This is a genomic window from uncultured Rhodococcus sp., assembly GCF_963525155.1.
Taxonomy (GTDB): Bacteria; Actinomycetota; Actinomycetes; order Mycobacteriales; family Mycobacteriaceae; genus Rhodococcus_F; species Rhodococcus_F qingshengii.
In genome coordinates, this window is sequence record NZ_CAURKP010000248.1 from 1 (window position 1) to 6,305 (window position 6,305).

The window sequence follows — 6,305 nt, forward strand, 5'->3', positions numbered from 1 at the left end:
GTGGAGGGGCGTCCCTCACGACGGAAGAACGAACCGGGGATGCGGCCCGCTGCGTACATGCGCTCCTCGACGTCCACGGTCAGGGGGAAGAAGTCGAAGTGCTCCTTGGGGTGCTTGCTGGCGCTCGTGGCGGACAGCAGCATGGTCTCGTCGTCCAGGTAAGCAACGACGGCGCCGGCGGCCTGCTGAGCAAGGCGTCCGGTCTCGAAACGGATGGTGCGGGTACCGAAGGACCCGTTGTCGATCACGGCGGTGGATTCGAACACGCCTTCGTCGACCTCTACTACGGAATTCTCTGTCATTCTTTTCTCTTCACTTCCCTCTCGTCTTCGCCGTACCCGCGCGGGCGTTTCCACCCTCCTGGTGGAAACTGCGCACCGAGGGACGTCCCCCTCTTGAATTGCAGACGCTCCTTGCGATGCGAGCGATTTCTGCTTCGGGACGTCACGACGTTCGGGCGGCCGTCGATCGAAGTCCGCCGGAGCTTTCGGGCACTTGCCCGGTCCGGAGAACCACTACCGACAACCGACACCACGTTCTCTGGTGCATACGGTGTGCTGGCTGCGCACTGCACAACTGCGCCTAGACAACTGCGCCTGGACAACTGTGCATAGCGCCGACAGCGGAAACTGCCTTGCGGCAGCTAACGCCGAAAGCCAGCGAAGCCCAGTATATGCGTGGCTTCGCCGGCTGACGGAGTGTTCGGCAAACCGAAGCATGCCGTGTTGCTTTCGATCAGCGTCGTGAGAAAAATCTAGCGACGCAGGCCGAGACGCTCGATGAGCGAGCGGTAACGAGCGACGTCGGTCTTTGCCACGTACTTCAGCAGACGACGACGGCGACCGACCATCAAGAGCAGTCCACGACGCGAGTGGTGGTCATGCTTGTGGGTCTTGAGGTGCTCGGTGAGATCGGTGATGCGCTTGGTGAGCATTGCCACCTGAGCTTCAGGCGATCCCGTGTCGGTCTCGTGCAAGCCGTACTCGCCGAGAACGGCCTTCTTTTCTTCCGTGGTCAATGCCACTTGATTCACTCCTGTGATGACGTTTGCGTGAAAGGAACTAGATCGGTGCGGCCACCGCAAACCGCAGCACGCACCGAGAGAAGATCCTACCAGCAGCAATGAGGCGCTTTCGCCCACCTGGAGCGAATGTGGCGGCCGCCACTGACACAGGAGCAGCTCAACCGACGCTGCGTTCTGCATCCTCACTCAGAATCCGGCGTGCGCGTTCGACATCTCGGTTCATCGCCGTGATGAGCGACTCGATCGAGTCGAACTTCTCCATACCGCGAATCCGCGAAACCAGGTCGACCGCGACGTGTTGTCCGTACAGGTCTGCTTCGGTGTCGAGAACGTATGCCTCCACGGTTCGGGTCCGGCCCGAGAAGGTCGGATTGGTACCCACAGACACCGCGGCTTGGTATCGGCGACCGGGAACGACGGTTCCGAGTTCCTCGCCGGCACCGAGCACCGTGAACCACGCCGCGTACACGCCGTCGGCCGGAATCGCCGAAAACATCGGCGGTGCAACGTTGGCCGTCGGGAACCCCAACTCGCGTCCACGCTTGTCACCGTGGACGACCACACCTTCGACACGATGTGGACGGCCCAGAGCTTCGGTAGCCGCTTCCATGTCGCCTGCGTCGACGCACGAGCGGATGTAGGTCGACGAGAACGTCACCGCATGCTCGGCGAGCAGCTGGACGCCGTCGACGGCAAAGCCGAAGCGAGCGCCCATTTCACGAAGAAGATCGACATTGCCGAGCGCCTTCTTGCCGAAGGTGAAGTTGTCCCCCACCACGACCTCGGCGACATGTAGACGTTCGACGAGAATCTCGTGGACGTAGCGCTCCGGCGTCAGCTTCATGAAATCAGCGGTGAACGGCATCACGCAGAACACGTCGATGCCCAGATCCTGAGCCAATTCCGCACGCCGTTGCAGCGTCGTCAACTGGGCTGGATGACTACCCGGCCGCACAACCTCCATGGGATGCGGGTCGAACGTCATCAACACGCTCGGAACACCACGTTTGCGGGCAGCGGTAACCGCTCTCGCTATCAATTGGGCATGCCCACGATGCACACCGTCGAACACACCGATAGTGAGCACACAACGACCCCAATCGGCCGGAACTTCGTCGAGACCACGCCATCTCAGCACGATTGGCAGCCTACGGGTCCACCGGCGGCGGGTCACGTTCGGACCCGCCCAGCGAATCACCGCTGTGCTGCCGCTCACGTACGGAAGTTCCGGATTTCGTAGCCTAAGCTAAGCGTTGTGGCAGCTCACAAGACCGGAACCTCGGAAGCATCATCGACGTCGGATGGCGACAGCACTTCGGCGCAGGACGCGGCAATCGACACGCTCGCACTCTCGTCGGTGGCCCAGGACTACCTCAAGGTCATCTGGACTATCCAGGAGTGGTCCCACGAGCGGGTTTCCACCAAGCTCCTGTCCGAGAAAATGAGCGTCTCGGCCTCGACGGTGTCCGAGGCGATCCGCAAACTCTCGGACCAGGGCCTGGTCGATCACGCCCGCTACGGATCCATCGCCCTGACCGACAGTGGCCGCGCGGCCGCCGTCTCCATGGTCCGGCGCCACCGGTTGATCGAGACCTATCTGGTTCAGGAACTCGGGTACGGCTGGGACGAAGTCCACGACGAGGCCGAAGTCCTCGAACACGCCGTTTCCGATCTGATGATCTCGCGGATGGACGCCAAACTGGGCTTCCCCGAACGTGACCCGCACGGTGATCCCATTCCCGCCACCGACGGTTCGGTGCCGACTCCCCCGGCCCGCCAGCTCAGCGACTTCGCCAACGGTGAGCGGGGCCGCGTTGCCCGGATCTCCGATTCCGATCCCGAAATGCTCCGGTACTTCGATTCCGTCGGCGTCAGTCTCGATGTCGAGATCACCGTCGAGGAGCGCCGCGATTTCGCCGGGACAGTGTCCGTTCGACTCGGCGACAGCCCCAACACCATCGACTTGGGAAGTCCAGTCGCTCAAGCAATTTGGCTCGTCTAGCCGAGGTAGTCAAAGCGGCAGTCGGTATCGGCGTTCCACGGGCCGGACGCCGTCGGTCCGGGTCCAGTCGGCGAGCCTCTCGTCGACGTACACCCACCCTCGACGCTCGTACAGTGAGATCGCCGGCAGAGCGTCGTCGACGACGTCGAGCACCAGTTCCAACCGACTCTCGGCTGCAAAATCCGTCACGGCATCGAGTAGCGCATCGCTGAGGCCGTTTCCACGTGAGCCACGATGAACGAACAATCGCGACACGGCTATCGATCCCGCGGTTCTGGGCGCACCTGCGACCTCGCTGTCGACGGCCACATGACCGACAACACGACCGTCACTCTCACCGACCCACGCCTTCACCACCGTGGGCGAACTGAGCCAGCGGCGCGGGTGTTCCGGCCACGTGTTCGGATATCCGTCGCACTCGTGGACCTGTGCCAGCGCATCGACGCACCCGTCGAGGTCGCCGTCGACACGCTCGCGGACGATCACCCGCGAAGCGTCGCCGGTCGCACGACCATCACCGAACTGGCGCGTCGACCCTTTTCCTGCAGGAGGGCAATGGTGTGACCGGTGGGATCGATCGCCGCACAGATCCCCTTCATCCCGATCGGCTCGAGCCAGCGCCCCTGGCTGATCGCCTCGGCTTCCTCCGCCGTGATCTGCCGATGCGGAAAAGCCGTCTGCGCGGCCTGATCGATGTCGAGGCTCACACCCGGCTGATGCGCCAGATCTTCGAGCGTGCGCGCATGTTCGAGAGTGAACGGCCCGACGCGGGTGCGGCGCAATGCCGTCAAATGACCGCCGACGCCCAATTCACGACCGAGGTCGCGGGCAAGCGAGCGGATGTACGTACCGGACGAGCACTCCACGTCGACGTCCAGATCGACGAAGCCACCCGGGACATCTCGCCGAGCCAGAACTTCGAAAGTCGACACCGTTACCGGACGCGGCGCCAGCTCGACGGTTTCTCCCGCACGCACCAGAGCATGTGCGCGCTGACCGTCGACCTTGATAGCGCTCACGCTTGCCGGGATCTGCTTGATGTCCCCGGTCAGCGTGGCCACGATCGCCGCGATCTCCGCGTCCGTCACCTGCGAAGCGTCTGCGGAAGTCAGGACCTCCCCCTCAGCATCGTCCGTGTCCGTCGCTGCCCCGAGGCGAATCGTCGCCGAGTACGCCTTGGTTGTCAGCGCCAGGAGTCCGAGCAACTTGGTCGCACGCTCGACGCCGAGAACGAGAACACCGGTCGCCATGGGATCCAGCGTCCCGGCGTGTCCCACCTTCCGGGTGTTCAACAACTTGCGGCACCGAGCGACCACGTCGTGGCTGGTGATACCCGCCTCTTTGTCGACGATCAGAATTCCGGCGCCGACAAGACCGGAGGAAGGCTTTTCACGAGCTGACACGTGTGCCGATTCTGCCAGTCGCGCTCACTGCACCGAAATTGCCGTCAGAATGAGCCCGTCCGACACCAACCACCTGCCGTCGAAAGAGGTGAGCGGCGGACCGGACGTCGCCTCACCGGGGACCAGCAGACGCGAGTTGAAAGTGCCGGACGTTTCCGACTCCGCCTCGAACGTGATGTGGGCGTCCTCGAAACCCAACCAGCGCCCGGTGAGCGGAAACCACGCCTTGTACGTGGCTTCCTTCGCGCAGAAGAGCACTCGGTCCCAGTGCACCGGACCGCCGGTTTCCTGAGTGTCCAACCACGTTCGTTCCGCCTCGATGCTGACCGCGGGCAATACCCCGTCCGGCAGCGGGCCGTGCGGCTCGGCGTCGATACCGAGTGAGCGGACCTGCATGGAGTACGCCAGGACAGCGCCGCGGTAGCCGTCGCAATGGGCGAGGCTCCCGACCACTCCCTGCGGCCAGAGTGGGGCACCACGCTCGCCGCGCATGACAGCGGCAGACGGAACACCGAGCTTGCCCATCGCCTGACGCGCAAGGTGCCGGGTAGTCACGAACTCGCGACGACGCTTCTCGACCGCGCGGCCGATCAACGCCTCCTCACTGGGGTGCGGAACCAGACCGGGCGGATCCACGAAGGCCTCGGCCGTCGCAACTCCACCGGGAAGAATCTGTTCGATCACGTAGCGATACCTCTCAGCGTCCGGCGCGCATGCGCTCGACTTCGGCTTCCTGCTCCGGCGTGACCTTGAAGTGGCCACCCCACTTGTTGAGCGTTCCCGGCGGGTACTCCGGAACGGGAAGAATCTGACGCAACAACTTCTCCGGCAGTCCACGCCGACGCCACTCGCGCGGGTATCCGAGTGAGACTTCCTCGAAGCGGACGCCGTCGTAGTACGTGGTTCGAGGGATGTGCAGGTGCCCGTACACCGAGCACACCGCGTTGTACTTCACGTGCCAGTCGGCGGTAGCGGTGGTTCCGCACCACAGTGCGAACTCCGGATACATGAGTACGTCCGTCGGCTGCCGGACCATCGGGAAATGGTTCACGAGAACGGTTCTTGTTCCTTCGGGAAGCGCATCCAACCGCGCCTGGGTGTACTCGATCCTCGCCCGGCACCATGCGTCGCGCGTCGCATACGGCTGCGGTGAGAGTAGGAACTCGTCGGTGGCGACGACGTTCTTGTCACGCGCGATCTCGAGCCCGTGTTCCTTGTCTCGCGCACCTTCCGGCAGGAAGGAGTAGTCGTAGAGAAGAAACATCGGGACGACCGTGACCGGTCCCTCGTCTCCCTCCCACACCGGGAACGGGTCCTCGGGTGTGATGACGTCGAGTTCGCGGCACATGTTGACCAGATACTCGTAGCGCGGCGCTCCGTGAATCTGAACCGGATCCTTGGCGGTCGTCCACAGTTCGTGGTTGCCCGGAATCCAGATGACCTTTGCGAATCGGCTGCGAAGGAGCTTCAACGCCCACCGAATGTCGTCAGTTTTCTCGGAAACATCTCCGGCGAGAATGAGCCAGTCGTCAGGCGAATCCGGAAACAGTTCCTCCGTCATCGGCTTGTTGCCGTTGTGACCGACATGAATGTCGCTCACCGCCATCAGCTTTGCTGCCACGATCCCTCTGCTTCCTCAGTTGAACTTCCGCGCTTCGCCGGCGCCGGACCTGTCACTGCCCACTTGCCGGAAAACGCTCGCCACGACACCGCGACCATCCGAAGTACTACGAACACGGTAAGCCCTGCCCAAATTCCGGCCAGCCCCCAGTCGTAGGCGAGAGATAGCCAGATCGCGGGCAGAAACCCGAGAACTGCGCACAGCATGGTCGCGTTGCGCAGAAACATCACGTCCCCGGCGCCGAGTAGAACACCG

The 6,305-nt window shown here is 63.2% G+C and carries 7 protein-coding genes and 2 pseudogenes; 1 reads left to right on the plus strand and 8 read right to left on the minus strand.

The window, feature by feature from the left end; translation table 11 throughout:
- The 3 genes and pseudogenes from RWT78_RS27200 to RWT78_RS27210 all read right to left on the minus strand — a co-directional run.
- Window positions 1-302: pseudogene (locus RWT78_RS27200) on the minus strand (polyribonucleotide nucleotidyltransferase); the annotation flags it as partial.
- Between the two features lie 452 nt (window positions 303-754).
- Window positions 755-1,024 carry a 30S ribosomal protein S15 gene (gene rpsO, locus RWT78_RS27205; protein WP_314682202.1) on the minus strand — a complete coding sequence of 90 codons (270 nt, stop codon included), beginning with the start codon at window positions 1,022-1,024 and terminating at the stop codon, window positions 755-757.
- 157 nt (window positions 1,025-1,181) lie between these two features.
- Window positions 1,182-2,162, minus strand: coding sequence for a bifunctional riboflavin kinase/FAD synthetase (locus tag RWT78_RS27210; RefSeq protein ID WP_003942148.1), 981 nt, complete (start codon window positions 2,160-2,162; stop codon window positions 1,182-1,184).
- 117 nt (window positions 2,163-2,279) lie between these two features.
- On the opposite strand from RWT78_RS27210, the gene RWT78_RS27215 reads away from it, so the two are divergent.
- Window positions 2,280-3,026: a metal-dependent transcriptional regulator gene (locus RWT78_RS27215; protein WP_003942116.1), complete on the plus strand. Its 747-nt coding sequence runs from the start codon at window positions 2,280-2,282 to the stop codon at window positions 3,024-3,026.
- A 9-nt stretch (window positions 3,027-3,035) separates the two neighbouring features.
- Here the strand turns inward: RWT78_RS27215 and RWT78_RS27220 are convergent, their stop codons facing one another.
- From RWT78_RS27220 to RWT78_RS27240, 5 genes and pseudogenes are all read right to left on the minus strand, one after another.
- On the minus strand, window positions 3,036-3,512 hold the full coding sequence (locus RWT78_RS27220) for a GNAT family N-acetyltransferase (protein WP_314682207.1): 477 nt from the start codon (window positions 3,510-3,512) through the stop codon (window positions 3,036-3,038).
- Window positions 3,509-4,429, minus strand: a complete 921-nt coding sequence (truB, locus tag RWT78_RS27225) for a tRNA pseudouridine(55) synthase TruB (protein WP_003942274.1) — start codon at window positions 4,427-4,429, stop codon at window positions 3,509-3,511. Before truB ends, RWT78_RS27220 begins: the two co-directional genes overlap by 4 nt.
- A gap of 24 nt (window positions 4,430-4,453) precedes the next feature.
- Entirely contained in the window at window positions 4,454-5,113 is a 660-nt protein-coding gene (locus RWT78_RS27230) for a 4'-phosphopantetheinyl transferase (protein ID WP_003942126.1), read from the minus strand.
- Between the two features lie 13 nt (window positions 5,114-5,126).
- Entirely contained in the window at window positions 5,127-6,050 is a 924-nt protein-coding gene (locus tag RWT78_RS27235) for a metallophosphoesterase (protein WP_058226293.1), read from the minus strand.
- Window positions 6,035-6,305, minus strand: a pseudogene (locus RWT78_RS27240) (MATE family efflux transporter); the annotation flags it as partial. The pseudogene RWT78_RS27240 and the gene RWT78_RS27235, both read right to left, overlap by 16 nt.